The sequence below is a fragment of the Achromobacter sp. RT286_PF genome (genome assembly GCF_059760425.1).
Genome location: NZ_JCBAMR010000001.1, coordinates 136,325 through 160,915 on the forward strand (window position 1 = coordinate 136,325; position 24,591 = coordinate 160,915).

The 24,591-nt window shown below is 63.7% G+C and carries 22 protein-coding genes, 1 tRNA gene and 1 pseudogene; 21 read left to right on the top strand and 3 right to left on the bottom strand.

Translation table 11 applies throughout. The annotated features are described in order from the left end of the window. Window positions 1-10: 10 nt before the first annotated feature. Window positions 11-148 carry a hypothetical protein gene (locus AC6LJY_RS00625; RefSeq protein ID WP_498135068.1) on the bottom strand — a complete coding sequence of 46 codons (138 nt, stop codon included), beginning with the start codon at window positions 146-148 and terminating at the stop codon, window positions 11-13. A gap of 64 nt (window positions 149-212) precedes the next feature. On the opposite strand from AC6LJY_RS00625, the gene AC6LJY_RS00630 reads away from it, so the two are divergent. Genes AC6LJY_RS00630 through AC6LJY_RS00645 form a run of 4 tightly spaced genes read left to right on the top strand, consistent with a single transcriptional unit; the run spans window position 213 to window position 5,366 of the window. Next, window positions 213-1,457 carry a sarcosine oxidase subunit beta family protein gene (locus AC6LJY_RS00630; RefSeq protein WP_046803451.1) on the top strand — a complete coding sequence of 415 codons (1,245 nt, stop codon included), beginning with the start codon at window positions 213-215 and terminating at the stop codon, window positions 1,455-1,457. 15 nt (window positions 1,458-1,472) lie between these two features. Beyond that, window positions 1,473-1,751: a sarcosine oxidase subunit delta gene (locus AC6LJY_RS00635; RefSeq protein WP_046803450.1), complete on the top strand. Its 279-nt coding sequence runs from the start codon at window positions 1,473-1,475 to the stop codon at window positions 1,749-1,751. Beyond that, entirely contained in the window at window positions 1,748-4,759 is a 3,012-nt protein-coding gene (locus tag AC6LJY_RS00640; RefSeq protein ID WP_498135069.1) for a sarcosine oxidase subunit alpha family protein, read from the top strand. Before AC6LJY_RS00635 ends, AC6LJY_RS00640 begins: the two co-directional genes overlap by 4 nt. Next, entirely contained in the window at window positions 4,749-5,366 is a 618-nt protein-coding gene (locus tag AC6LJY_RS00645; protein ID WP_498135070.1) for a sarcosine oxidase subunit gamma, read from the top strand. Before AC6LJY_RS00640 ends, AC6LJY_RS00645 begins: the two co-directional genes overlap by 11 nt. Window positions 5,367-5,463: 97 nt before the next feature. Here AC6LJY_RS00645 and AC6LJY_RS00650 read toward each other — a convergent pair. Further along, window positions 5,464-5,539 (bottom strand) — tRNA-Gly (locus tag AC6LJY_RS00650). Window positions 5,540-5,699: 160 nt separating this feature from the next. Next, window positions 5,700-6,353 carry a cytochrome b gene (locus tag AC6LJY_RS00655; protein ID WP_498135071.1) on the bottom strand — a complete coding sequence of 218 codons (654 nt, stop codon included), beginning with the start codon at window positions 6,351-6,353 and terminating at the stop codon, window positions 5,700-5,702. Window positions 6,354-6,696: 343 nt separating this feature from the next. Between AC6LJY_RS00655 and gspG the strand changes: the two genes are divergently transcribed. The 17 genes and pseudogenes from gspG to AC6LJY_RS00740 all read left to right on the top strand — a co-directional run bounded on the left by gspG (window position 6,697) and on the right by AC6LJY_RS00740 (window position 24,505). After that, on the top strand, window positions 6,697-7,125 hold the full coding sequence (gene gspG, locus AC6LJY_RS00660) for a type II secretion system major pseudopilin GspG (protein ID WP_046803437.1): 429 nt from the start codon (window positions 6,697-6,699) through the stop codon (window positions 7,123-7,125). A 25-nt stretch (window positions 7,126-7,150) separates the two neighbouring features. After that, window positions 7,151-7,597, top strand: coding sequence for a lytic transglycosylase domain-containing protein (locus AC6LJY_RS00665; protein WP_046803436.1), 447 nt, complete (start codon window positions 7,151-7,153; stop codon window positions 7,595-7,597). 1 nt (window position 7,598) lies between these two features. Further along, window positions 7,599-8,792: a type II secretion system F family protein gene (locus AC6LJY_RS00670; RefSeq protein ID WP_046803435.1), complete on the top strand. Its 1,194-nt coding sequence runs from the start codon at window positions 7,599-7,601 to the stop codon at window positions 8,790-8,792. Window positions 8,793-8,977: 185 nt separating this feature from the next. Continuing rightward, a pseudogene (locus AC6LJY_RS00675) lies at window positions 8,978-10,432 on the top strand (GspE/PulE family protein). Next, the gene (locus AC6LJY_RS00680) at window positions 10,413-11,168 is read left to right on the top strand and encodes a hypothetical protein (RefSeq protein ID WP_498135072.1); all 756 of its coding nucleotides are present in this window, start codon (window positions 10,413-10,415) and stop codon (window positions 11,166-11,168) included. Before AC6LJY_RS00675 ends, AC6LJY_RS00680 begins: the two are co-directional and overlap by 20 nt. Then, window positions 11,156-11,683, top strand: coding sequence for a hypothetical protein (locus tag AC6LJY_RS00685; protein ID WP_314357999.1), 528 nt, complete (start codon window positions 11,156-11,158; stop codon window positions 11,681-11,683). Before AC6LJY_RS00680 ends, AC6LJY_RS00685 begins: the two co-directional genes overlap by 13 nt. Next, complete coding sequence (locus tag AC6LJY_RS00690) at window positions 11,680-12,252, top strand: hypothetical protein (protein WP_498135073.1); 573 nt, start codon at window positions 11,680-11,682, stop codon at window positions 12,250-12,252. The genes AC6LJY_RS00685 and AC6LJY_RS00690 overlap by 4 nt, the downstream gene beginning before the upstream one ends. 11 nt (window positions 12,253-12,263) lie before the next feature. Further along, window positions 12,264-12,716: a hypothetical protein gene (locus tag AC6LJY_RS00695; RefSeq protein ID WP_314358008.1), complete on the top strand. Its 453-nt coding sequence runs from the start codon at window positions 12,264-12,266 to the stop codon at window positions 12,714-12,716. Between the two features lie 50 nt (window positions 12,717-12,766). Continuing rightward, entirely contained in the window at window positions 12,767-14,599 is a 1,833-nt protein-coding gene (locus AC6LJY_RS00700; RefSeq protein ID WP_498135074.1) for a secretin GspD/PilQ domain-containing protein, read from the top strand. A gap of 9 nt (window positions 14,600-14,608) precedes the next feature. Beyond that, entirely contained in the window at window positions 14,609-15,085 is a 477-nt protein-coding gene (locus AC6LJY_RS00705; RefSeq protein WP_104143582.1) for a type II secretion system protein, read from the top strand. Continuing rightward, entirely contained in the window at window positions 15,060-15,449 is a 390-nt protein-coding gene (locus AC6LJY_RS00710; protein WP_046803429.1) for a type II secretion system protein, read from the top strand. The genes AC6LJY_RS00705 and AC6LJY_RS00710 overlap by 26 nt, the downstream gene beginning before the upstream one ends. A 52-nt stretch (window positions 15,450-15,501) precedes the next feature. After that, complete coding sequence (locus AC6LJY_RS00715) at window positions 15,502-15,930, top strand: type II secretion system protein (RefSeq protein WP_498135148.1); 429 nt, start codon at window positions 15,502-15,504, stop codon at window positions 15,928-15,930. 243 nt (window positions 15,931-16,173) lie between these two features. Further along, window positions 16,174-16,860 carry a response regulator transcription factor gene (locus AC6LJY_RS00720; RefSeq protein WP_485858750.1) on the top strand — a complete coding sequence of 229 codons (687 nt, stop codon included), beginning with the start codon at window positions 16,174-16,176 and terminating at the stop codon, window positions 16,858-16,860. Window positions 16,861-17,006: 146 nt separating this feature from the next. Continuing rightward, window positions 17,007-18,179 (top strand): sensor histidine kinase, encoded by a 1,173-nt coding sequence (locus AC6LJY_RS00725; RefSeq protein ID WP_498135075.1) that lies wholly within the window; start codon window positions 17,007-17,009, stop codon window positions 18,177-18,179. 239 nt (window positions 18,180-18,418) lie between these two features. Continuing rightward, window positions 18,419-19,963 carry a lytic polysaccharide monooxygenase gene (locus AC6LJY_RS00730; RefSeq protein ID WP_314358030.1) on the top strand — a complete coding sequence of 515 codons (1,545 nt, stop codon included), beginning with the start codon at window positions 18,419-18,421 and terminating at the stop codon, window positions 19,961-19,963. Window positions 19,964-20,235: 272 nt separating this feature from the next. Then, window positions 20,236-21,747 (top strand): lytic polysaccharide monooxygenase, encoded by a 1,512-nt coding sequence (locus tag AC6LJY_RS00735; protein WP_314358032.1) that lies wholly within the window; start codon window positions 20,236-20,238, stop codon window positions 21,745-21,747. A gap of 133 nt (window positions 21,748-21,880) precedes the next feature. Next, on the top strand, window positions 21,881-24,505 hold the full coding sequence (locus AC6LJY_RS00740) for a S8 family peptidase (RefSeq protein ID WP_498135076.1): 2,625 nt from the start codon (window positions 21,881-21,883) through the stop codon (window positions 24,503-24,505). Window positions 24,506-24,591 lie beyond the last annotated feature (86 nt).

Genomic DNA, 24,591 nt, shown 5'->3' on the forward strand with positions numbered 1-24,591 from the left:
CCGGGCCGGATCAATGCGGGCCGGTGCCCGCCACCGCCAGATTTTGGCAAGACGCAATGCCGTCAACCTTGACGCGTGCGACATGAATCAGCCGGTATGCGCCAGCGGGCGCCTGGGAGGCGGGCTTGTCGGAATCAGGCAAGTTCATGGCCGACGCGGCACGTCATGGCCCGCGCCTTCAGAGAAGAATGGATCACCGTCTAGGAGCCACGATGAGCCGCTATTCCCTGTTCAGCCTGATCCGCAATGGCTTTTCAAACCACGAACGCTGGCCCCGCGCCTGGCGCAGCCCGGACCCCCGGCCCGCCTACGACATCGTGGTGGTCGGCGGCGGGGGCCATGGGCTGGCCACGGCGTACTACCTGGCCAAGGAGCACGGGCTAAAGAACATCGCCGTGCTTGAAAAGGGCTGGGTGGGCGGCGGCAATACCGCGCGCAACACCACGATCGTGCGATCCAACTACCTGTGGGATGAATCGTCCCAGCTGTATGAAAAATCGATGCAGCTGTGGGAAGGGCTGTCGCAGGAGCTCAACTACAACGTCATGTTCAGCCAGCGCGGCGTGATGAACCTGGCGCACACGCTGCAAGACGTGCGCGATACGCAGCGGCGCATCACTGCCAACCGCTACAACGGCATCGACGGCGAATGGCTGACCCCCGCGCAGGTCAAGGAAATCGTTCCCGCCATCAACCTGGACTGCCGCTACCCGGTGCTGGGCGCGTCGTTCCAGCGGCGCGGCGGCGTGGCGCGGCACGACGCGGTGGCGTGGGGGTACGCGCGCGCGGCGGACCGGCTGGGCGTGGACATCATTGAAAACTGCGCGGTCACGGGGATACGTCGCGAAGACGGGCAGGTGCGCGGCGTGGAAACGGCGCGCGGCTTCATCCAGGCTGGCAAGGTTGCCGTCGTGGCCGCTGGCCATTCCAGCGTGATCGCCGACATGGCGGGCCTGCGGCTGCCCTTGGAAAGCCATCCGCTGCAAGCGCTGGTGTCCGAGCCGCTCAAGCCCGTGCTGGACACCGTCGTGATGTCCAACGCGGTGCACGCGTATATCAGCCAGTCGGACAAGGGCGATCTCGTGATCGGCGCGGGCATCGACCAGTACGTGGGCTATGGGCAGCGCGGCAGCTTCCACCTGATCGAAAGCACCTTGCAGGCGATCGTCGAGATGTTCCCGGCATTCAGCCGCGTGCGCATGAACCGCCAGTGGGGCGGCATCGTGGACGTCTCGCCCGACGCCTGCCCCATCATTTCAACGACGCCCATCAAGGGGCTGTACTTCAACTGCGGCTGGGGCACGGGCGGCTTCAAGGCCACACCGGGGTCGGGATGGGTCTTTGCCTACACGGTGGCCAACAACGCGCCGCACCGGCTGAACGCCCCGTTTTCGCTGGACCGCTTCCATACCGGCCACTTGATCGACGAACACGGCGCGGCCGCCGTCGCGCACTGATTGCGGAGCTTACCCATGCTGATGCTGACTTGTCCCTACTGCGGCCCGCGCGCCGAGACGGAATTCACCTGCGGCGGCGAGGCCGACATCGTCCGGCCGCTGGATTGCGATGCCCTGACCGACGCGCAATGGGCCGACTACGCATTCATGCGGCGCAACGAACGCGGCCGTGCCCGCGAGCAATGGCAGCACGCCCACGGTTGCCGCCGCTGGTTCCTGGCGGAACGCGATACGGTCAGCCACGAATTTCATGGCTTCCACACTTTCGAGCACGCGGCCGGAGAACGCAAATGACGCAACCCCATCGGCTGGCGCACGGCGGACGCGTCGACACGGCGACGTCCATCGAATTCACCTTCAATGGCCGCACCCTTTACGGCTGCCAGGGCGATACGCTGGCGTCCGCGCTGCTGGCCAACGGCGAGCATTTCGTGGGGCGCAGCTTCAAATACCACCGCCCGCGCGGCGTCATGACGGCGGGCGTCGAAGAGCCCAACGCGCTGGTGCAACTGGAAGACGGCGGGCATACCGTGCCCAACCCGGCCGCCACGACGATTGAACTGTATGAAGGCCTGCGCGCCACCAGCGTCAACGCCGCGCCCGACCTGGAGCGCGACCGCATGGCCATCCTGCAACGGGTGGGGCGCTTTATTCCGGCGGGCTTCTACTACAAGACCTTCATGTGGCCCAGGCGCTGGTGGCCGCGCTACGAACGCCTTATCCGCCAGGCGGGGGGGCTGGGGCGTGCGCCGGCGCAGCCCGACCCGGACCACTACGACAAGCGCTACGCCCATTGCGATGTCCTGGTGGTGGGAGGCGGGCCTGCCGGCCTGGCCGCGGCAATGGCGGCGGGCATGGCGGGCGCGCGCGTGATCCTCGTCGACAACCAGTCCGAACTGGGCGGCGGCCTGCTGTCCAGTCCCGCGCTGATCAATGGCGCGGCCAACAACGACTGGGTCCGTCAGACGCATGCCGCGCTGCAAGGCATGAGCGATGTGCGCATCTTGTCGCGCAGCACGGCGTTCGGCTATCACGACCAGAACCTGGTGACGGTGTGCGAGCAGCTTAGCGACCATCTCCCCGTGACGGGGCGTCGCGGGGTGCGTCAACGGTTATGGAAGGTTCGCGCCAAGCAGGTCGTGCTGGCCACCGGTGCGCACGAACGGCCGCTGCTGTTCGGCAATAACGACTTGCCCGGCATCATGCTGGCATCGGCGGTGTCGACCTATGTGCGGCGCTACGCCGTGCTGCCCGGGCGGCGCGTGGTGCTCTACACCAACAACGACGGCGCGTATCGCACGGCGCTGGACTTGCGCGAGCAGGGCGCCAACGTGACCGTGGTGGACCCCCGGCCGCCAGGGCGAGGGGCCTTGCCCGACGCCGTGCGCAGCGCCGGCATCGAGGTGCGCAATGAATCAGTGGTGTTGCAGGCGCGCGGCGGGCGGCACGTGAAGGGCGTGGTCCTGGCCTCTTACGTGGGCGGGCAAGCCGGGCCGGCCACTGCCCGGCTGGCTTGCGATCTGGTCGCCGTGTCCGGCGGCTGGAACCCGGCGTTGCACCTGCATGCGCAGTCGGGCGGGCAGACGCGCTGGGACGATGCCCATGCCTGCTTTGTGCCGATGGGCTCGCAACAGGCGCAGGCCAGCGCCGGCGCGGCCAACGGAGAGTTCTCGCTGGCACTGGCGCTGGAAGGCGGGGCAAAGGCGGGCAGCCGGGCAGCGATGCTGGCGGGCCTGAACCCGGCGGGCGCGCTTGCCTGGCGCACCGCCGACATCGCGCAAGATCCGTTGATGCCGCTGTGGCAGGTGGCCGGTCGTGTGCGTCCCAGCCGGGGCGCCAAGCAATTCGTGGACTACCAGAATGATGTCACGGTGGCCGACATCCACCTGGCCGTGCGCGAAGGCTATCACTCGGTCGAGCACGTGAAGCGCTATACCGCCATGGGTTTTGGCACCGACCAGGGCAAGCTGGGCAACATCAACGGCGCGGCTGTCCTGGCCGACGCGCTGGGCAAGACCATTGCGCAAACGGGCACCACCACCTATCGGCCAAACTACACGCCCGTGGCGTTCGGCGCGCTGGCCGGGCGCGAGCTGGGCGATTTCTTCGACCCCATCCGCAAGACCAGCGTGCACGAATGGCACGTGTCGCGGGGAGCGGTTTTTGAAGACGTCGGCAACTGGAAGCGCCCCTGGTACTTTCCGTTGCCCGGCGAGAGCATGCAGGCCGCGGTTGCGCGCGAATGCCTGGCCGTGCGCAACGGCGTTGGCATGCTGGATGCGTCCACGCTGGGCAAGATCGACATCCAGGGTCCGGATGCGGCGACGTTGCTGAACTGGGTCTACACCAACCTGTGGAGCAAGCTTGAAGTGGGCAAGGGCCGTTATGGCCTGATGCTGGACGAGAACGGCATGGTGTTCGACGACGGTGTCACGATGCGCCTGGGCGAGCAGCACTATCTGATGAGCACCACCACCGGCGGCGCCGCCCGCGTGCTGGCATGGATGGAACGGTGGCTGCAAACCGAATGGCCGCATCTGGATGTGCACCTGACCACCGTCACGGACCATTTCGCCACCTTCGCCGTGGCGGGGCCGCTGGCGCGCAAGGTCTTGCAGAACGTCTGCCCCGACATCGACTTTTCAAACGCGGCATTCCCGTTCATGAGTTTTCGTGACGGCTCGGTTGCCGGTGCCGGTTGGTCCAGCCCCGCGCGCATCATGCGCATCAGCTTTTCGGGCGAACTGTCGTACGAAGTCAACGTGCCCGCAAACCTGGGGCAGCGCGTCTGGAATGCGTTGATGGAGGCCGGCCACGAGCACGGCATCACGCCCTACGGCACCGAAACCATGCACGTGTTGCGCGCCGAAAAGGGCTACATCATCGTGGGCCAGGACACGGACGGCTCCATGACGCCGCAGGACTTGGGCATGGGCGGCATGGTTGCCAAGTCTAAGGACTGCTTGGGCAAGCGTTCGCTGTCACGCGCCCACACGGCAGGCGCACAGCGCAAGCAATTCGTCGGCTTGCTGGCGAGCGATCCGGCGGTTGTGCTGCCCGAGGGCAGCCAGATCATGCACCGTGCAAGCCGTGCGCCCATCGCGCCCATGATCGGCCACGTCACGTCCAGCTACATGAGCCCCACGTTGAACCGGTCGATTGCGCTGGGGTGGGTGCAGGACGGGCAAGAACGAATGGGGCAGCTGGTGGAAGTGGCGCTGCCCACGGGCGGCTTCATGCCCGCCACCATACACAGCACGGTTTTCTACGATCCCGAAGGAGGGCGCCAGCATGTGGACTGAAACCTATCAGGAGTCGCCCTTGAAGGGCTTGAAGCCCGTGCAGGCACCCGCGCAAACGAGCGACACCCAGCGCTTGCGCATCGTCGAAAGACCATTTCTGGATCTGGCTGTGTTGCGGGGCAATGCACGGTCGCCCGGCTTTACCGACGCGATTGAAAGCGCCCTCGGAGCCGCGCCGCCGCTGGCGCCCAACACGGTCGTCCAAGGTCGCCTGCATCTGGTGGCCTGGATGGGGCCGGATGAATGGTGGGTGCAGTCGCTGGCGCCGGCGCGGCCGGCGCTAGATGGCGCGCTACGTCCGGCATTGGCCGGGCTATCGGCAACGGTGGTGGATGTCAGCAGCGGCTATACGGTGCTGCAATTGCTGGGCGACTCCGCGCGCGACGTGCTGGAAAAAGGTTGCCCGCTGGATTTGCATCCGCGCGTCTTCGGCCCGGGGCAATGCGCGCAAAGCCACTATTTCAAGGCGGGTGTGATGGTGCGCGCGCTGGAGGCGCGCGGCGTGGAAGTGGTAGTACGCCGCAGCTTCGCGGACTATGCCGGCCGCATGCTGCTGGACGCGGCGCGCGAATTCATGTCGCCCAACCAGCGTATCGAGCGCGCATGAAAAAAGGGCCCAGGGGGCCCTTTTTTTCAACTACCAGAGCCCGGGGGCTCTTTTTTGATTTGCAGCAGGCAAAAACCCAATGCTGCCAATCTGAATGTGGAGCGGGAGACGAGTCTCGAACTCGCGACCTCAACCTTGGCAAGGTTGCGCTCTACCAACTGAGCTACTCCCGCAATGTACTGCTACGGCTTTATCGCTACGGCTACCGCTTTACCGCTACCGCTTTATTTCTGCGCTTTATTTCTGCGCTTTATTTCTGCGTTTTACCGCTATCGCCATGCGTTGCCATCCGCGTCTTGATGTCGTTTTCTGGCAAGCGAGGCGGAAGTATACCTAATTTTTTGAAAAATGCACGCCGGCCGTGGATCGTGATGCCGCTGTGCGCACTTGCGCCGGTTTAAAGGACGCCGGCGCGGCCTGCTTGCGCGGCGCGCGGCGCCAGGCCATGCGCGACAAGGTGTCGTCGCGGGCGATGAAGTGGTGGGCAAGCGCTGCCACAATGTGCAGCCCCAGCAGGCCGTACAGCCCCCACGTCAGCATGTCGTGCATCCATACCGTGGTGACCACCAGCGCCGGATCGGCGGCGACCAAGCGCGGAAACTCCAGGTTGGTAAAGGGCACCGGTACGGCCAGGCCCTTGGCGTTGACCACGACCCAGCCCACCATGCACGACGCAAAAATGAACGCATAGATGAACAGGTGCACCGCGTGGGCGCAGGCATCCTGCATGCTGAAGTCAGCGCCGGCGGCGCGGCGGCGCGAGATACGCACGACCGTGCGCACCATCGTGACGGCAAGCAGCGCCATGCCGCAGCCGATGTGCACGATCATTACCGAGCGCATCGACACGCCCGTCTGCGCGGTCAGCACGTGGCGTAATTCGCCGGCAAGAATCAGGATGCCCATCAGGCTGACACTCAGCCAATGCAAGGCGATTTGCGAGGTGGAGTAGGCCTGTGTGGCCAGGGCGGCGGGGGGGGAATGCATGGTCTTCCTTCTAGCGGTGCCAGCCGGCTCCGCGTGCGGCGGGGCTTGGCCAAGAGGCGAGATTGAAGCGCCGCCACCCCCTGCCGCGCCATCTTCCTCAACACTTCCTGAAGGCCAAAAGCCCCTCCGCCCGGCCCCTTTAGGCTCTCTTTAGAAACGTTGTTGGCCCATCGTCCACATGGAAATATGCCGGCCTGCGTAGAGATTTTTCCGCCTTTGATGCGCCCGGCCACACCGGCGCTCGGATCGGCATCGTTGCTCACGATGCCCGCCTCTGCCCCCCCTCGCACTTCACTCCAGATTGCCGCCGCGCGGTAATCGCACATTCAGAAAAAGTGGACTCATGAAGACTCTTACCTTCCGACGCCGTCTTGGCCTGCAACAAGGTTTCACCTTGCTGGAATTGCTGGTCGTGCTGCTGATCATTGCGTTGCTGGCCGGATACGTCGGCCCCAAGTTGTTCTCCCAGGTCGACCGCGCCAAGGTGCGCGCCACCCAGGCGCAGATGAAGACGCTGGGCGATGCCTTGACCCAATACCGCCTGGACGTGGGCAGCTATCCCACCACCGAGCAAGGCCTGGAATCGCTGGTCAAGGCTCCGCAGGGCGCACCCAACTGGCACGGCCCGTACCTGGCCAAGGATGTGCCGGCCGATGCGTGGGGCCGCCCCTACGTGCTGAACGTGCCCGGGCGCAGCTCGGACGCAGAAGTGGTTTCTTTCGGCGAGGAAGGCCGGGCGGGAGGCAGCGGTGAACTGGTCTACGGCCTCTAAGTGGGTGGCGGCCGGGCTCGTCGGGATGACGTTCTCGGCGGCCGCCGCCGCCAGCTGCTGGCAGGAATCGGGCGACCGCCACGGCGTGGACCCCTTGCTGCTGTTTGCGATTGCGAAGGTGGAGTCGTCACTGAACCCTCGCGCCATCAACAACAACACCAACGGTACCCAGGACGTCGGCCTGATGCAGATCAACAGCATCCATCTGCCAGCCCTGGCCAAGCGGGGCATCACGCGCCAGCGTTTGCTGGACGAGCCCTGTCTGTCAATTGATGCCGGCGCCGAAATCCTGGCCGGCTTCATCAAGCGCTATGGCTACACCTGGCGCGCGGTCGGTGCCTACAACGCCGGCGGCGCCGCCAACCGCGAAGCGGCGCGCAAGCGCTACGTGAATCGCGTGTGGCAACACTATCTGCAACTGACCCAGGCGCGCGACGCCCGTTATCGCCAGTCCCAACACGCGGAGCGTTGATATGAATGAGTTCAGGATCCGCTTGCTCAAGCAGGGCACGTTGCGCGTGCACACCGTGCGCGCCTCCAGCGAAGGCGAGGCCCGCGCGCAGTTAAGCGATGCCGACGGCATGGTTCTGGACATTCAACGTTCGGCCGTGCGTCGCGGCATCAAGGCGCGCGGCAAGAAGACATTTTCGCTGGGCCTGTTGTTGCAAGAGCTGTCCACGTTGCTGGACGCCGGGCTGGCGTTGATCGAAGCGCTGGAGGCGTTAAGCGACAAGGCAGGCAAAGGCAACAAGGCGCTGCAATCGTCGCTGAGCCAGTTGTTGCGCTTGTTGTACCAGGGCCAGCCGCTATCGAAGGCGATGCAGGCGCAACCCCTGGTGTATCCGGCGCTGCTGGTGGCCACGGTGGCATCCGCCGAAGGCAGTGGCCAGTTGCCGGTGGTGCTGCGGCGCTACCAGTACTACGAAACGCGGATCGAGAACATTCGCAAGAAAGTGGTGGGCGCGCTGGTGTATCCGCTGGTCGTGATCGCAGTGGGCTTCGGCATCTTGCTGTTCATGCTGTTTTTCGTGGTGCCGCGCTTTGCCATCGTGTTTGAAAGCATGCGGACCTTGCCGGCAACGGCCGAGGCCATGTTGTGGTGGGCGCGCCTGGTCAAGTCCGACGGCCAATGGCTGGGCGCGGGCATAGGCGGCAGCCTGCTCTTTGCTGCCTTGGCGCTGCGCACGCAGCGGGTCAAGGCGGCGTTGATGAACCTGTTCTGGCGCCTGCCCAAGCTGCGCGATGTGGGCAACCTGTTCGTGCTGGCGCGCTTTTATCGCACCGTTGGCCTGTTGATCGAAGGCGGCACGCCCGCATTGCAGGCATTCGAGCTGGCTGAACGCATCCTGCCGCCCGCCTACGGCGAACGGCTGGACCTGGCGTTGCAGGAGCTGCGCGCCGGCCGCAGCGTGTCGGAAACGCTGGCGCGCCACGGCTTGACCACCGCAGTGGCCGAACGGCTGCTGCGCGTAGGCGAACAAAGCGGCGATCTGGGCGGCATGTGCGAACGCATCGCCCAATTTCATGACGGCACGCTGGACCACGCCATCGAAGTCTTTGGAAAGGTGTTCGAGCCGCTGCTGATGCTGGTGGTCGGAGGGCTGGTCGGCACCATCGTCATCTTGCTGTACATGCCCATCTTCGAGATGGCCGGGAGTTTGGGATGAACGCAATGAACCAAGTTGAAATCAGTCAGGAGAAGGTCGCAATGGAAACCAAACCCGTCGCCGACGAGGCATGGTGGTTGTGGCGCGAGCGCGCTGCGGAACTGAGCCTGTCCCTGGCCGATTACCTGGACGAGGAACTGGCGCGGCGCCCGCAGCTGCTGCCCGTGCTGGCGCAAGCGCTGGGCATGGAGCCGCTAAGCGCGCAGCAATGCCGCCAGGCCACTCCGCGCTTTGACGTGCTGCCGCTGGCCGACGCCATGGCCTGCCGCGTGGCGCCCTTGCAGGTTGATGGCGAATTGCTGCTGGCGATGGCCGCGCCTTTCTCTCGCGATGCGCGCCTGAAGTTGCAGGCGATGCTGTCCGGCCGCGCATTGCGCTTTGCCGTGTGCCCCACCGGCGCGGTGGACGCGTGGCTCAAGCAGGCCGAGGCAACGGAACGCGTGCTGGACGGCGTTGCCGTCGACATGGCGGACGACTCGTTGGCCAAGGCGGTCGAATCGATTTCGCTGGCCTCGCTGGCCAAGGACGAAAGCCCGGTAATCCGCCTGGTCAACATGACGCTGTATGACGGCTTGCAAAGCCGTGCCAGCGACATCCATCTGGAGTCGGACGAGGAGGGGCTGTTGATTCGCTATCGCATCGACGGCGTGATGCTGCGCATCCGTCAGGTGCCGGGGCAGGTGACCGCCAACCAGGTGATGTCGCGCCTGAAGGTGCTGTCCAGCCTGGACATCGCGGAAAAGCGCGTGCCGCAGGATGGCCGCTTCAAAGTGGTGCTGCAAGGGCGCGAGGTGGATTTCCGCGTGTCGATCATGCCGGGCAATCACGGCGAGAACGCCGTGCTGCGTCTGTTGGACCGATCGCAGCGGGGCGACAAGCTGAGCCTGGACACCTTGGGCTTTCCGGCCGAAACGGCCCGCCGCATTCGTGTGCTGGCGCAACTGCCCTATGGGCTGACGCTGATTACCGGCCCCACGGGTAGCGGCAAGTCCACCACCTTGTAGGGCGCACTGTCCGAGCTGAACAGCGGCGACGAAAAGCTGATCACCATCGAAGACCCGGTGGAATACGAAATGGCCGGAATCTTGCAGATTCCGGTGAACGAGAAAAAGGGCCTGACCTTCGCGCGCGGCCTGCGGTCCATCCTGCGCCACGATCCGGACACGATCCTGGTCGGTGAAATCCGCGACGCTGAGACCGCGGCCATCGCCGTGCAGTCCGCGCTGACCGGCCACCGCGTGTTGTCGTCCGTGCACGCCAACGACGCGTTCAGCGTGATTGACCGCTTTTTGTACATGGACGTCGAACCCGCCACGTTCCTCGAATCGCTGAACGGCGTGGTCTCGCAGCGTCTGGTGCGGCGCCTGTGTCCGCATTGCGCGCCTGCGGGCGAAGCACGCGCGGGCCCTGGCTGTGAGGCCTGCCGTCACACGGGCTTTCTGGGCCGCATCGCGTTGGCCGAAGTCCTGCGCCTGGATAGCCGCATGAAGACCGCGCTGCTGGACCGCTCGCCCGAGCGCCGCCAGGAAGCCCTGGCGCAATGCCCCGACTATCAATCGATGCGCGACGCCGCCCATGAAGCGGTGGCCCATGGTCTGACCACGTATCAGGAGGTTTGCCGTGCCGTCGCTATGGAATGATCACGCCGTTCTGATCGATGCCGAACACGTCAGCCTGTTGTCCACGACAACGGCCGTGCACGAGCGGCTGAAGATCGTCCATGACGGCCAGCCCGCCGAAGCGGTGTCCGCCTTGCTGGCAAGCCGCCCCTCGGTGCGCCCGCGCTGGCGCAACCGCGTGCGCATCTGGCTGGGTTATCCCTGGGTGCACACGGTGTTGCTGCCGTGGCAACCGGGCTTGCCCGGTGGCGATACGCACTGGTGCGGCTATGCCCAGGCGCTGCTGCGCGAGCGCGGCATCGCGATACCGACCCGCGTGCGCCTGGGGCCGGCCAGCCATGGGCAGGCCCGCCTGGCCGTCGCGGCCGACGCCGCGATGCTGGACGCCCTGGAAGCCCGGATGCGCGAACAGAAGTGGACGGTGGCGGCCTGCCACGACCTGCTGTCGTCGGCCTTGCATCGCTTTCAACGCCCCGTGCGGACAGACGGCGCCTGCCTGGTCCTGGCGGAAGCCGGCGCGGTGACGTGCCTGTGGCCGTCGGCGCAGGGGTGGGAAGACATGATCACCTTGCAGTTGTCGCCGGGCCAATCCCACGCGTCCGCCGTTGCCTCGGCGCAGGCGCTGTGCGATCGCCCGGTCATGGCGCAATGCGCGTGGACGTCCACCTTGGTATCCCCGGACGTCGCGCTGCCCGAAGACGCGCGCTGGCTGGGCTTTCCCCATGCCATGTTGGGAGGACGGACATGCCCGGGTTGAAGATGAACAAGCTCAATTTCACCAAGCGCGGGGCGACGCAACCGTTTGCCGCCATCGTGGTGCTGCTGTTGCTGTGCGTCGGCCTCTTGAGCGCCTGGCGTCAATGGGACCTGTGGGCGCTGCGGGTCGAGGTCACGCGCTTTGAAAGCCAGTTGGTCGAACGCCGAATGCAACAGGAACGCGAGCAGCGACGGGCGCTTGCGCAGTCGCCGGAAGAAAAGAAGGTGGACGCGCTGGTGTCCGCGCAAAGTGCCGAGGACCGGCTGCGGCCCGTGCTGCTGCGCGCCGTCGAACAGGCGTGGAGCCCGCGCGTGGCCGTGATGAATTTGAAGATCGAAGGCGCGGGCAAGACCGTGCAGCTGGAACTGATGGCGGTGGACCTGACCGAGATATTCGCCTTTGCCGCGCGCGTGAACGCCGGGGAAGGCATCCGGGCAACCGTGATGCGCCATGGCATCAAGTCGGGTGACCCCAACCTGGCCACGATGGCCACCGTGCGGGTGGAGCTGCGATGAAGTCCTTTGCTGAAATTCGTCGCCGACTGGCCGCGCTGCGCCAGGGCAACGGCGGTTCCCCGCTGCGTTGGCATGCCCAATGTTGGGCCGAACGCTTCGGGCGCGGCGGGCTGTTGGCCCTGGCCGCCTTGCTGGTCTTGGTCGTGCATTGCGTCGTGGTGCTGTGGCCGGAAAAGGGCACGCTGCAAATGCGGGCGCTGGAACTGAACGCCGAGCTGCATGCCTGCCAACCTCACGTTGCGCCGCCCGGCAATGACATGGACGAACTGCGCGTGCAACTGCGCCTGGATCCCGACCAGCGCAAGCTGGCCGTGATGGAACAGTTGGTGCGTTCGGGCCTGCTGCTGGTCGACATCCAGTATCAGGGCGAAGACACCATCCAGGGCCGCTTGCGCCGCACGTCGGTGGATGTGACGGCGGTGGGTTCGTACCAGGACCTGAGCGCGGGTCTGCGCAAGTTGACCGAAGAGCCGCTGTTGCGCCTGGAGTCCTTGTCCTTGGACAGGCAGAAACCGGAAAACATGCTGGTGAACGTAAAGATGCGCTTGAGCATGCTGGGGGTGGTGTGATGAAGCGATGGATGACCGCGGTAATCACCGCCCTGGCACCGGCCGCCACGTGGGCCGAGACCACGCAAGAGGTGGATCTGTTCCCCTCGCAAAGCTGGGCGTCGCTGCTGGACCGCGGCAGCGAACCTGCCCAGGACGCCGCCGCCCAGGCCAACGCCGCGCCGACCGACACGCCGGCCCTGGACGACACCATGCCCACCGCGCCCGAAGGCGTCGGCGCGACCGCGGCACCGGCCTTTACGGCCATCGGTGAATGGTCCGACACCGGGCGCCGCATCGTGGTGCTGGCGCATCAAGGGGAAACCTATCTGATCTGCCAGCGCTGCGATATGGACGGCGCGGTGCGGCCGGGCGGCAACGTGACGCCGCAGTACCGCTTGAAGGCGCTGGAAGCGAAACGCGCCGTGCTGTTGGACCCGCAGGGCAAGGAACTGCATGTGGACCTGGCGCCGCTGGCGCAATGAGCATGGCGCTCATCGAAACGAAAAAATTCTTTTGGGAATGGCAAGACATCATGATTGCAAAACCTGTCGTAATAGCCGCATTCTTCACCCTGTTGCTGGGCGGATGCGCGGCCCCGGAATCACTGAAACGCGCACTGGGCGGCGACGCGCCGACCACTGCTGAACGCCTGGCCGCCGGCCGCGCGAAGCTGGACAAGAACCCCAACGATATCGAAGCGGGCAAGGACGTGGCGCGCGATGGCGTAACGTTGACCCGCGAGATCCTGCAACGTGTGCGCGTCAAGATGGACGCGGGCGATGACGAGGCCGCGCTGCAAGACGTGCTGGAGCTGCTGACGATCAACCCTGGCAATATGCGCGCCCAGCAACTCAAGACGCAGCTGGAACAACGTGTGCACCTTAACGCCGAGCTGGCCGAAGCGGTGAGGCTGCAATTCGACCACCCGCGCGAGGCGCTGTACAAGGTCAATCGCATCTTGCAGGAGCAGCCTGGCTTTGCGTCAGCCGAAGCGCTGCGCGCCCAGCTGCAACGCCGCGACGTCGGTCGCCAATCGGTCAAGCCCCGGCTGGCCGACGCGCTGCGCAAGCCCGTGACGCTGAACTTCAAGGCGCAACCCATCGTGCAGATCCTGGACACGATTTCGTTGGCGGCCGGCGTGGACTTCGTGCTGGACCCGGACGTGCAGACGACCATGCCGGCCAGCATCATGGCCCGGCAGACCACCGCCGAAGACGCGATCAACCTGTTGCTGCGCACCAATCAGTTGGAAAAGAAGGTGCTGGATGCGCACACCCTGCTGATCTATCCGTCGCGCCCGGACAAGGACAAGGAATATCGCGAGCTGATGGTGCGCGTGTTCTACCTGAACCATGCCGATGCCACGCACGTGCTGGCGGCGTTGCGGCAAATCAGCGCGCCCAAGAACGTGCACCTGGACGAACGCGCCAATGCCGTGCTGGTGCGCGACACGCCTGAAGTGATGGCGGTGGTGGAACGCGTGGTGGCGGCGCTGGACATCGCGCAGTCGGAAGTGACGATGGATGTGCAGGTGCTGGAAGTGAACGCCAGCGACGAACTCGAAGTGGGCGTGGACTACCCCAGCGACCTGCGGTTTTCCGTGCTGCCCCAAGGCGAAAACGGCCGCATCACGGTGGGCGACCTGCTGGGCCTGAACCAGGGCAAGATCGGGGTGACCAGCCGCAATGATTTGTCGGCGGCGCTGAACCTGCTGCAAAAGCGTGGCAAGACCAAGGTGCTGGCGAATCCCAAGATCCGGGTTCGCAACATGGAAAAGGCCAGCATCAAGATCGGTGAAAAGGTGCCGGTCGTGACCACCACCAACGCCAATGGCGTGGTGACGGAATCCGTCAACTATCAGGACGTGGGCCTGATCCTGCAAGTAGAACCCCGTATCAGCCTGAGCAATGAAGTCAGCGTGCGCGTCAGCATGGAAGTCAGCAACCTGAAGGGCGAGGTCAAAACGGCTGGCGGCGGCGTCGTCTACCCGATGAGCACGCGCAATGCGGAAACCGTGATGACGGCGCGTGATGGCGAAACACAGGTGCTGGCCGGCCTGGTCAACCAACAGCAGACGCGCAGCAGCAGCGGTGTGCCCGGACTGAGCGTGATGGGCTGGCTGGGCAGCTTGTTCGGCGGCCAGAAGAAGACGGACCAGAACACGGAAATCGTGTTGCTGTTGACGCCGCATATCGAACGTTCGATGGCCTTGCCGTCGGCTGCCGACAGCTACTTCCCGTCGGGCACCGAGTCGCGCGTCACCGTCATGCCGATGACCACCCAGGCGCCCGCCGCCCCGGAAGCCGCGGCGACGGGCGGCGACGCCCCGGCGCTGGACGCGGTGCTGGCCAAGCCGCCGTTCTAAGGACGCGACATGCGCAAGCAATCGGGTTTCACGCTGATCGAAATGATGGCGGCCATGACCTTGCTGGCCCTGCTGCTGAGCGTTGCGCTGCCGTTCTCGGCGCTGGTCAAGCAACGCGCACAGGAGCGCGAGCTACGGCAAAGCCTGCACACGCTGCGCAACGCCATCGACGCGTATTACCAGGCCAGCCGCGAGGGCAAGGTGGACAAGCCGCTGGACCGCAGCGGTTATCCGCCGGACCTGGAATCCCTGGTCAAGGGCGTGCAGAACAAGACGGACCCCAACGGCGGCATGTTGTATTTCCTGCGCCGCCTGCCCAAGGACCCGATGTGTGAAAACTGTGAGAACCGCTCGGCGGCCGACACCTGGGATACCCGAAGCTATGACAGTTCGGTCGATGCGTTTTCATCGGGACGCGACGTGTTCGACGTGCGTTCAAAAAGTCAAAGAAGGGGCCTCAATGGCGTTCCGTACAAAGAATGGTAGGCGCGGCTGTGCCGGCTTTACGCTGATTGAGCTGATGGCGGTCATGGCTATCATCGGGGCGTTGATGTCGCTGGTGGCGCCGTCGTTTTTCAAAAGCAACGACCGTGCGCGCGAAACGGTGTTGCGTCACAACCTGCAATCGATCCGTCACGCTATCGACGATTACCGCGCCGACCATGGCAACAATCCCGATTCGCTGGATGTGCTTGTGGCCGACAAATACCTGCGCGAGCTTCCCATGGACCCGGTGACGGGTAAACGCGACAGCTGGTTGCCGCAGAACGGGGATGCGCCGGGCGTGAACGATGTAATCAGCGGCGCGACCGGCAGGGGGCTGGATGGGTTGGACTATGCGCGGTGGTGATCGCGGTGCGTTGTCGCGCCGTCAGGCGGGCTTCGGCTATCTGACGGTGCTGATGCTGGTAATGGCGGGGGCCACGGGGCTGACGGCGGTGGTGCAGCCCTGGTCGATGCAAAAGCTGCGCGACCAGGAGGCCGAGCTGCTTTTCGTCGGCCAGCAATATCAACGAGCGCTGGCGTCGTATTACCTGTCCGGCACCGCGCCGGCCTATCCCAAAACCATGGAGGCCTTGCTCAAGGACGACCGCGTGTCGTTTACGCGCAGGCACCTGCGCCGGCTGTACGCTGACCCGATAACAGGCAGCACGGAATGGGGCATCGTCAAATCTCCCGACGGCGGCATCATGGGGGTATATAGCCTGTCGGAAAAAAAGCCCATCAAGCAGGATGGTTTTGATGCCGAGGTGGGCGATATGTCAGGAAAATCCAGTTATCAGGATTGGAAGTTTGTATTTATGGGCGTTAATCAACACATCACGCATTAAAAAGATAAATGCGTCCAGGACTTTTCTTGATAATCCGCGGTCTCTCCGGTGGGGAGCCCGAGAAAATATCCGCATATTCAGCCCTGGTTGTCATATCTTGACATTTGGCTTTCCCACTTTGGCTTTGAGAAATTTCTTATTGTTGTGACTATCCCTGCATGAAATCATTCTGTCGGGGTATCAATTGTGATTGCCGTAATAATAAAAATCTTCGGGAATTGCGCTTACATAAGAGTTGACTCAATGATCGTCGCCATTCTTGAAGATTCGCCCACTCAGGTCGAGTGGGTCACCAAACTGCTGCAAAGCCACGGCCACCAGGCCTTCTCGCGTCGCGATGGCGACGGCTTCATCGCGCTGCTGCAACAACAGCGCGTGGACGTCGTTCTGCTTGACTGGGAAGTGCCTGGCGCATCGGGTCTTGCGGTACTGAAGTGGGCGCGATGCAACCTGGCGCCCAACATGCCCATCCTGATGCTGACGCAGCGCGACGACGAGGAAAGCATCGTGCAGGCGCTGAACATGGGCGCCGACGACTACCTGCAAAAGCCGGTGCGCGAACGTGAGTTGCTGGCCCGCATGGGCGCACAGCTGCGCAAATCCCAGCGCGGCGAAGCCAACGCGTCGCAGTTCCAGGTGGGCCATTTTGCGTTCGACCTGGAAGCCAAGACGTTGACCGTGGATGGGCGCCCCGTCAGTTTGCCCACGCGAGAATTCGACTTGGCCACGATGCTGTTCCGCAGCCCCGGCCGCATCATCACCAAAGATGCGTTGTGCCAGCACATCTGGGGCACCGTCGACCGCAAGTACGACGCCAGCCTGGCAACCTATGTCAGCAACCTGCGTTCGTCATTGGGCCTGCGCTCGCGCAATGGCTATGTGATCGCTACCGTGTACAACTACGGCTACCGCCTCGAACGCATGTATTGAGCCGGCAGGCATTCGCCCCGGCCAGTCCGCCGCGCTGCTTCGGCAGTACACGCAACTTCCCCCTTCCAATCGCAGTTCGCGCCTGACGTGCGCTGCCGGTCCGACCGCATGCTTGCCGCATCGCGACCCACCTTTCGAGCGTGACGATGAAATTCCTGATTTGGCCTTATACGCGCCTGGGCGCCAGAAAAAACGATGCGCTGCTGTTCTGCAACCTGGGCATCATCCTGCTGTGCTTTGCCATGCCCAGTGATGGGCAGCCCCTGACGGCGGCCGCGCCTGGCGTGCTGGCGGACTTCGGCATCCTGGCTGGCCTGGCGTTGTTCAGCGTGATCGCGGGCCAATCGAAAATGCGCTTGCGGGCATTGGGTTGGCTGATCGGGTTTTGGCTGCTGGCCGCTTTTGTCGTGATCACGGCACGCCGCTGGACGCCGATGGTGGCGCCCGTGGTGGGCGTGGCGTTGGCGTACATCAGCGTAGTCCGCTGGCGCATGGCCACGCGTGGCGCGCGCCGTGAACGTGTCTTGGCCCGCACGGCCGCGCCGGTGGATGCGCCTGCCGTAACCCACGCCAAGCCGAACTGCGCTCGCGACAACGAAGTGATGCTGCAAATGATGCATGACCTGCGCAGCCCGCTGTCGACGATCCTGGTGATGGTGGAAAAGCAAAGCGCCGAAAGCGACTGCCCGAAGCAGGAAGCCTTTGCGCAGTCCGTGCGTGACCTGGCGCAGTACAGCCTGACCGTGGCGCAGGACTTCATGCATCTTTCCCGCGCGGAGCGCCTGGATAAGGCGAATTTTCTGCCCGTTTCGATGCTCGACGTGGGCCAGGAAGCCGCCGACCAAACCCTGTTGCTGGCCGAGCGCAAGGGCATCGACGTGCATATCCGCGAATGCGGGGAAAAGCTGTGGGTGTCGGGCGACTACTGCATGCTGCAACGCGCCGTCATCAACCTGCTGGACAACGCGATCAAGTATTCCAACCCGTCCACACGCATCACGTTGTGCCTGAAGCGCCAGGGCGATATGGCCCGCATCAGTGTGATCGACGAAGGTATCGGCATTGCGGATTCGGTCATGCCGCAGCTGTGCGAGGCGTTTTTTCAGGTGCAGCCCGGCAGCCGTGACGGCGTGGGCATGGGCTTGGCGCTGGTGGCCACGGTGGTGGACGCGCACGGCGGAAAATTGTCGGTCAGCTCGTGTCCTGGTAAGGGAAGCGAGTTTTCGCTCACATTTCCATTGATGCCGATTCCCTGCGCGGAAGGCAATCGCCAGGAAGCGCGGTCCGGTTATCGAACGGGCCTTAATCCCGCCTCATGAACAAGCGCCCTCGTGGCGCTTTTTTTTGGCCGTCTGGACGTTCTGTATTGCGTGATTTATCGCGTTTTACCGCGTCATCAATGCGATGCGGCAAGGATGCAACACCTGCTTTTAATAGTGTATTGAGAAAGGTTTTGCCGTTTTCCAGCGCCGGGAATAATGGCTTCGCTTTCACGGGTTCCGTGTGATTTCCGGTTCATGAGAATGCGAAAAACAATCCACTAAACATAGGATATTTGATGACTAAAACCACATTGCGCGGTGCAGCCGCCAAGCTTGGCTTGCCGGTCGCGGCGCTGACGCAGGCTGTGCTCATGGCCATGGCGCCGACGACCGCTTCGGCTCACGGTTCCATGATCGATCCCCCGAGCCGGGAATATGCTTGCCACAAGTTTGATACTCCTTGGAATAATCCCAAGTTCTCCGGTTGCGGCAAAGCGAACGACCTTATTGGAAACTGGCAGTCCAACTTGATCGGCGGCGTGTTCAACAACCACAAGGATCTCATCCCTGACGGCCTGCTGTGCGCGGGCGGAAAGGACAGTTGGAAGGCGCTGGATGGCGATCACCAGTGGCCCACCACGGTAGTTACGCCTGACGCCAACGGCAATGCGCAGTTCAAGTACCTGCAAACGGCACCGCACATCACCACGTACTTCAAGACCTACATCAGCAAAGACAGCTACGACCCCAAGCGCGGCCTGCGCTGGGAAGATCTGGAACTGATCGGCGATACCGGCTTTCTGCCGCGCCCGGAAGTCGTGAACTCCGTTACGCCCCTGGATGTCAAGATTCCCGCCCACTTTACCGGCAAGCGCGTGATCTACAGCGTGTGGCAACGTGACCCGAGCGACGCCAAGGAAGGTTTCTACTCTTGCTCGAACGTGGAAGTGATGCCTGCCAACGTGCAATGGCAAGCCAGCGGCGCGCTGCAAGGCGGCCAAGTCAACGTCGGCTCGAAGATGACCCTGCGCGTGTTCGATCTGAGCCGTGCCGGCGATCTGGAAAGCCATTCGATCATCGTCAAGGCCGGTGAAGAAAAGGCCGCCCAGTGGATGTACGCCCTGGCCAAGGAAGTCAACAACAAGTCGTCCGTCATCAAGGTCGGCAAGATGCAGTCCAACGGCCAAGTCTTGCCGCAGCAAAGCGACACCGAAAACCAGGTCTATGGCCTGAACAAGAAGGTTGGCTTCGCGATTGACCAGAAGGCTGCCGAGCCGGTGGATCCGCCGCCCGTCGTCATCAATGCGCCTACGGCTCAACTGACTGGCCCGGCAACGGCCAATGCTGGCGAGCGCGTTTCGCTGTCGGCCAAGGGTTCGAACAACGGTGGTGGCACCTTGAAGTTCCAGTGGACCGCTCCGGCTGGCATCACCGCTTCGGCGCTGAACCAGGCTGACCTGAGCTTCACCGCTCCGGCGCTGACGCAAGACAAGTCCTACTCGTTCACCGTCAAGGTCACGAACGAAAAGGGTTCGTCGAGCAAGACGCATTCGGTCCTGGTCAAGAAGCAAGCCCAAACCGGCGGCGGCACTGACGGTGGCAACACCGGCGGTAACGAAGGCGGCAACGGTGGTACCGATGGCGGCAACGGCGGCCAGACCGGCCAGTACCCGGCCTACAAGGAAGGCACCACGTACGCAGCTGGCGACAAGGTCACCAACGGCGGCAAGGTCTACGAGTGCAAGATCTGGCCCGTGACCGCATGGTGCAGCGCTTCGCCGTTGCACTACGCTCCCGGCAAGGGCCTGGCTTGGCAGCAAGCTTGGGACCTGGTGAAGTAATTTCCTTCACTGTTCTCAGTCTGAGCTGAAACTGCTTGAAAATCCGCAGTGAATAACGCGGAAAAATGAAGTTCCTGGTCCCTCGTGCGAAAGCGCGGGGGATTTTTTTTGCCGCCAGATTATTTTTTTGATGAGTGTGGGGAAATTGCTTTAAGGAATCGTTTATCAACTTTGATTATCAAAGGGCTTCCGGCCGAGAATGAATTCACCTTGTCCTGCGTGCTGCATGGAAGGTGATTTATTCAACCTCACTCTGAAGTGTTTATAAAAAAATGGCGAAATTCAAATTAACTCTGGTGGGCGGCCTGGTACTGGCGGCCGTATCCGGTTCGGTTTTGGCTCACGGCACCATGTCGCATCCGAAGGCGCGCATCCTGCATTGCCACGCGGGCAGTCAGAGCGAAGGTTGCGCCGCATTCAAGGCGCAGGGCGGCAGCGTGTACGACTGGCGTGAAGTCTGGCAGAAGCCGGGCGGCGAAAAGACCGTTGCCACCACGCCGGGCGACCGCCTGTGCGACGGTGGCACCAAGCCGTCCCATCGCGGCCTGAACGCGCTGGCCCAATGGCCCATCACCACGCTCAAGCCGGACGCCAATGGCAACGTCACGCTGAAGTGGAACCACACCGTGGCCCACCGCACCAAGTCGCTGCAATTCTTCATCACGAAGATGCCGTATGACTCGACCAAGCCGCTGCAATTCTCCGACTTTGAAAAGTTCTGCGAACAGCGCGACTTCACGCCGGCCGCGGCGGGCGAAGGTCGTGAGCAGGAATACAGCTGCACGCTGCCCGCCGGCAAGACGGGCCGCCACCTGATCATGAGCGTCTGGAACACCAACCACGTGGGCGACGGCGTGACCTCGGGCGAGTCCTATCGCGCTTGCGGCGACGTGAACATCGAGGGCGTGTCCAACGTCATCAAGCCGTCGGATATCGGCGCGCTGTACTCCATCGGTGAAACCAAGGTGGGCGATTCGCTGGTGTGGCGTTTGGCTGACCCCAAGCGCAACGGCGAATACCTGGAACAGCTGCGCGTGCCGCTGGACGAGAACGCCGTGCAGGGCGAGCGTTGGACGCAAGTGCTGGGCAATGCCGTTAACGGTACGTCCAAGCGCGTGCGCATCGGCCAGTTGGGCGCTGACGGCAAGACCGTGACGCCGATCGTAGGTGTGGACAAGTCGCACGTCTATTCGATGGACGGCAGCAAGTACCACTTTGTGGTGACCAAGGAAGCGGCCGAGATCAAGCCGGACCCCGTGGTGATCCCGCCGCTGTCCAGCATCACCGGCCCGGTGAATGTGCAAGCGGGTCAGAAGGTGCAGCTGTCGGGTTCGGCCTCGACCGGTACCGACCTGAAGTTCTCGTGGACCGTGCCGGCCGGCATCACCGTCGCGGTGAAGGACCAGCCCGCGCTGAGCTTCGTGGCGCCGACGCAAACGAAGGACCAGCAGTACTCGTTCACGCTGACCACGCGTAACGACAAGGGCGCATCGGATGCGACCCACGTTGTGACGGTCAAGGGCAAGCCGGAAGTCATCGTTGACGAAGGCGGTAATGGTGGTAATGGCGGCACCGGCGGTAACGGTGGCAATGGTGGCACCGGCGATACGCCGCCCGCCTACAAGGCCGGCACTGCCTACAAGGCGCTTGAGCGCGTGACGAACCTGGGCAAGGTCTACGAGTGCAAGCCGTGGCCCTACACGAACTGGTGCGGCCAGTCGCCGTTCCATTACGAGCCCGGTAAGGGCGGCTACTGGACCCAGGCCTGGGATCTGGTGAAGTAAGCCGTCGTTGTCAAGGCGGGCCGAGGGCAACACGCCTTGGCCCGCGTTGGACGCCAGCCCCCTCTCAGCGATGGGAGGTGGGCTTTCTTTTTGCGTTGTTGGATTCGCCGTCAAGGCGAATCACTGAATAGCCATGAAAAACAAGATACCGTTTTCGATGCTCGTGCTGGCACTAGGCACGGCGTTTTCCGCTCCGGGGCATGCGGCGTCCGCCGACGAACCCCGGCCTATTTACGTTCGGCTGAAGGCCGAAGCTCCCAACCCGGCCCAGCGCACGGCGCCCACGCCCGAAGTGGCCGGCGCCATGGATGCGCTGACGCGCCTGACGCCCGGCATGGAGCCGTTGATCCCGATGTCGCCGATGATTCGCAACTACGAGGATATCGCGGCACTGGAACGCCATAACCTTACGCGCTACTACAAGATTTCGGCCGAGATGATGCGCGGCCGCGACGCGGAATTGCTGGTCAAGCAGCTGCTGGAAAACCCGTTGGTGGAAAGCGCCCAGATCGAGCCCGTGCCGATGTCGATTGGTGACGGCCTGCAAGCCGATCCCGCCATGGCGATCACGCGCGCGGCGCCCGGCACGCCGGACTACACCAAGTGCGACGGCGCAATGGCGCCGACGTGCCAGAACTATATGCAGTCGCCCAAGCCCGGCTATTGGCCGTTGGGCGGCGTCAACGCCTTCGAGGCGCAGCGCTTGACCGGGCACTATGGCGCGAATGTGCGTCTGATTTCGAACGAGATCAACCATTGGGATTTCGACCACGTTGATCTGCCCAAGCCTTTCCTGCATCACGGGCAGTATGTGGAAAAGCCCGATTCGCACGACACGATGTCGGCCGGCATCATGTTCGGACAGGACAACGGCTATGGCGTGACGGGCATCGTGCCGCAAGCGCAGGCCGGCTATACCAAGTACAGCCCCAGCGGCATGGTCGATCTGCGCAACGTGCTGCAGGCCGGCGACGTGGTGCAGATCGGCGTGCACTACAAGTTCAGCAACGGCTGCGGCCCGACCACGGCATGCTGGTTGCCCGTGGAACACGTGGATGTGGTCTATGACGCCATTTCGTATCTGACCAAGGAAAAGGGCGTGCACGTGGTGCTGGCGGCGGCCAACGGCGCGGCCAACCTGGACGACCCGTGGTTCCGTGGACGCTATGACCGTACCAAGCGCGATTCGGGCGCCATCTACGTCGGCGCGGCCGACCCGGTGCAGGGCCAGGTCGCGTGGTTCTCGGAAACGGGCAGCCGCGTCGATATGTTCTCTTGGGGTGGGCGCGTCACGACCACCGACTGGAAGGAAGGTCAGCACAACCTGTACACCACGGCGTACAGCGGCACGTCGTCCGCCAACCCCATCATTGCGGGTAGCGTGGCGTGGCTGCAAAGCCTGGCGCGCGAGCGCGGCCTGGGCAATATCCCGCCCAAGGTCATGCGGCAGATCCTGGTGGACAGCGGCAACCCCGTGCCCATCGTCAATCCGGCTCGTCCGATCGGTGTGCAACCCGATCTGGTGCGTGCGGCCGAACTGCTGGGCGGCGACAGCGTCGGCGGGCAGGCGCCTCAAGCGCATGTCGTCGGCTCGGCACAAGCGAATGCGGGCGACAAGGTGGTGTTGTCGGCCGCGGATTCGACTGGCAAGGGTTTGAACTATGCGTGGAGCAGCCAGCCCGCGCTGACGTTCATTGAGCAGGGCGTCAAGGGCAGCTTTGTTGCACCGGAAAACGCAAAGGACGTCGCCTACCGCATCACGCTGAAAGTGACCGACTCGCAAGGGCGCAGCGCGTCCACGCACCATGGTGTGCTGGTCAAGGCGAAGGCGGCGGGCGTGTGCGCCAACGCGCCCGCGTGGGATGCCCGCAAGGTGTACAACGTGCCGAACGAAGCGGTGTCGTACAACGGCAAGGTCTACCACCAGAACTACTGGAACGTGGACGCCGCGCCGGACAAGAACTCGGCGCAGTACGGCAAGCCGTGGAAGATGCCCGAGTCCTGCGACCTGGAGCCCACGCCGATTCCGCTGCCCGTTGCTCGCATCAGCGGTCCCGCTGAAGTCGCGGCGTTGCAGCCGGCCACCTTGTCGGCCAGCGGTTCCACGGGCCAAGGCCTGAAGTACGTGTGGACGAGCCTGGACGAGATCGGGCTACAGGCCAACGGCGCGACCGTTACGTTTTATGGTCCCCCGCTGGCGCAGGATCGCAACCTGACGTTCAAGCTGGCCGTGACGGACGAGCGCGGTCGTACCGCAACCGCCACTCACGTGGTGAAAGCCAAGGCCAAGGTCGTGGTGCCTGAAGTCATTGCGCCGCAAGCCAAGTTGAGCGGTCCCGCCACGGTCAAGGGTGGCGAGCGCGTCGTCTTGTCGGGCAAGGCCTCCACCGGAACGGACCTGCGCTACCGCTGGACCGTGCCCGCGGGTATTTCCGCCGGAGCGTTGGACCAGGCGGACATCAGCTTTGTCGCGCCGACCAGCACGAAGGACACGCCTTACCGCTTTACGTTGACGGTGAGCAACTCGCGCGGCGAAGTCCAGGCCAGCCACACCGTGACGGTGCAGGCGCAGGCAGCCGTGGGTGGGCACCCGCAGTACAAGGCGGGCACCATCTATAAGGCGGGTGACAAGGTCGTGAACGTGGGCAAGACGTTTGAATGCAAGATCTTCCCGTACAGCGGCTGGTGCAGCCAGTCGCCGTCGCACTATGCGCCCGGCACGGGTTCGCATTGGCGCGATGCGTGGATGCAGCGTTAAGCACTAAGCGTTAAGCGTCGCGCGATGGTTGCGTGATGCGCTGCCCCCGCCGGTTTTCCGGTGGGGGCTTTTTTTTGGCGGAGCGG

Excerpts from the sequence above, each read along its gene's own strand:
- AC6LJY_RS00665 (WP_046803436.1), top strand. The coding sequence starts at position 7,151 with ATGACGTTCTCGGCGGCCGCCGCCGCCAGCTGCTGGCAGGAATCGGGC.
- AC6LJY_RS00645 (WP_498135070.1), top strand. The coding sequence starts at position 4,749 with ATGTGGACTGAAACCTATCAGGAGTCGCCCTTGAAGGGCTTGAAGCCC.
- AC6LJY_RS00625 (WP_498135068.1), bottom strand. The coding sequence starts at position 148 with ATGAACTTGCCTGATTCCGACAAGCCCGCCTCCCAGGCGCCCGCTGGC.
- AC6LJY_RS00705 (WP_104143582.1), top strand. The coding sequence starts at position 14,609 with ATGCGCAAGCAATCGGGTTTCACGCTGATCGAAATGATGGCGGCCATG.
- AC6LJY_RS00690 (WP_498135073.1), top strand. The coding sequence starts at position 11,680 with ATGAAGTCCTTTGCTGAAATTCGTCGCCGACTGGCCGCGCTGCGCCAG.
- AC6LJY_RS00740 (WP_498135076.1), top strand. The coding sequence starts at position 21,881 with ATGAAAAACAAGATACCGTTTTCGATGCTCGTGCTGGCACTAGGCACG.
- AC6LJY_RS00685 (WP_314357999.1), top strand. The coding sequence starts at position 11,156 with ATGCCCGGGTTGAAGATGAACAAGCTCAATTTCACCAAGCGCGGGGCG.
- AC6LJY_RS00720 (WP_485858750.1), top strand. The coding sequence starts at position 16,174 with ATGATCGTCGCCATTCTTGAAGATTCGCCCACTCAGGTCGAGTGGGTC.
- gspG (WP_046803437.1), top strand. The coding sequence starts at position 6,697 with ATGAAGACTCTTACCTTCCGACGCCGTCTTGGCCTGCAACAAGGTTTC.
- AC6LJY_RS00725 (WP_498135075.1), top strand. The coding sequence starts at position 17,007 with ATGAAATTCCTGATTTGGCCTTATACGCGCCTGGGCGCCAGAAAAAAC.
- AC6LJY_RS00635 (WP_046803450.1), top strand. The coding sequence starts at position 1,473 with ATGCTGATGCTGACTTGTCCCTACTGCGGCCCGCGCGCCGAGACGGAA.
- AC6LJY_RS00700 (WP_498135074.1), top strand. The coding sequence starts at position 12,767 with ATGATTGCAAAACCTGTCGTAATAGCCGCATTCTTCACCCTGTTGCTG.
- AC6LJY_RS00640 (WP_498135069.1), top strand. The coding sequence starts at position 1,748 with ATGACGCAACCCCATCGGCTGGCGCACGGCGGACGCGTCGACACGGCG.
- AC6LJY_RS00710 (WP_046803429.1), top strand. The coding sequence starts at position 15,060 with ATGGCGTTCCGTACAAAGAATGGTAGGCGCGGCTGTGCCGGCTTTACG.
- AC6LJY_RS00670 (WP_046803435.1), top strand. The coding sequence starts at position 7,599 with ATGAATGAGTTCAGGATCCGCTTGCTCAAGCAGGGCACGTTGCGCGTG.
- AC6LJY_RS00715 (WP_498135148.1), top strand. The coding sequence starts at position 15,502 with ATGCTGGTAATGGCGGGGGCCACGGGGCTGACGGCGGTGGTGCAGCCC.
- AC6LJY_RS00695 (WP_314358008.1), top strand. The coding sequence starts at position 12,264 with ATGACCGCGGTAATCACCGCCCTGGCACCGGCCGCCACGTGGGCCGAG.
- AC6LJY_RS00630 (WP_046803451.1), top strand. The coding sequence starts at position 213 with ATGAGCCGCTATTCCCTGTTCAGCCTGATCCGCAATGGCTTTTCAAAC.
- AC6LJY_RS00730 (WP_314358030.1), top strand. The coding sequence starts at position 18,419 with ATGACTAAAACCACATTGCGCGGTGCAGCCGCCAAGCTTGGCTTGCCG.
- AC6LJY_RS00735 (WP_314358032.1), top strand. The coding sequence starts at position 20,236 with ATGGCGAAATTCAAATTAACTCTGGTGGGCGGCCTGGTACTGGCGGCC.
- AC6LJY_RS00655 (WP_498135071.1), bottom strand. The coding sequence starts at position 6,353 with ATGCATTCCCCCCCCGCCGCCCTGGCCACACAGGCCTACTCCACCTCG.